The sequence below is a fragment of the Variovorax sp. 01N429 genome (assembly GCF_056399425.1).
This window is the reverse complement of record NZ_JBFTRG010000069.1, coordinates 1-570: the sequence shown is the minus strand read 5'-3', so window position 1 is coordinate 570 and position 570 is coordinate 1. Positions and strand designations below refer to the sequence as shown.

1 protein-coding gene is annotated in these 570 nt (G+C 72.5%); it reads left to right on the top strand.

Going from position 1 to position 570, the window contains the following annotated elements:
* On the top strand, positions 1 to 570 hold a 570-nt coding region (locus tag AC1DSF_RS30615; RefSeq protein ID WP_478184072.1), incomplete at both ends, for a TetR/AcrR family transcriptional regulator C-terminal domain-containing protein.

Genomic DNA, 570 nt, shown 5'->3' with positions numbered 1-570 from the left:
GTCCTCGAGGACGTCGGCGCGGCGGCCGGGGAACCCGGTCTCCCGTGGTGGGACGCCGTGGAATCGTGGATGCGCGACGTCCGGCACCGGATCGTGGAAAGCCCGTGGACCGCCCAGTTGATCGGCACTCCCACCCAGATCGCCCCCGCGTGGGTCGCCGCGCTGGACCGGCTGCTCGCCGCACTCGAACGCGCCCCGCTGGACGACGACGCGCGGGCGGGCGCGTTGACCTGGATCGCCCGGACGACGGTCGGCGTCGTGCTGCTGGAAGCCAAGTCCCCGCTCGCGCACGCGGGCCGCGCCGTCGGTGCGCCGCTGGAGGCCGCGCTGGAGACCGCATCGCCGGAGATGGCGGCCCGCTGGGCGCGGATCGAACGGCCGCTCGAACGCTACGGGGACGACTATTTGTTCGAAGACCTGGTGCGGCAGACACGGGCCCGATTGCACGCGGCAGCCCGTTTTGAAAAACACGAAGTCGTGGCCGCGACCCCCGAAAGCCCCGAAAGCCCCGAAAGCCCCGGTATCCCCGACACCCCCGACACCCCCGGCGATCTGACCGACGCCCAGTGG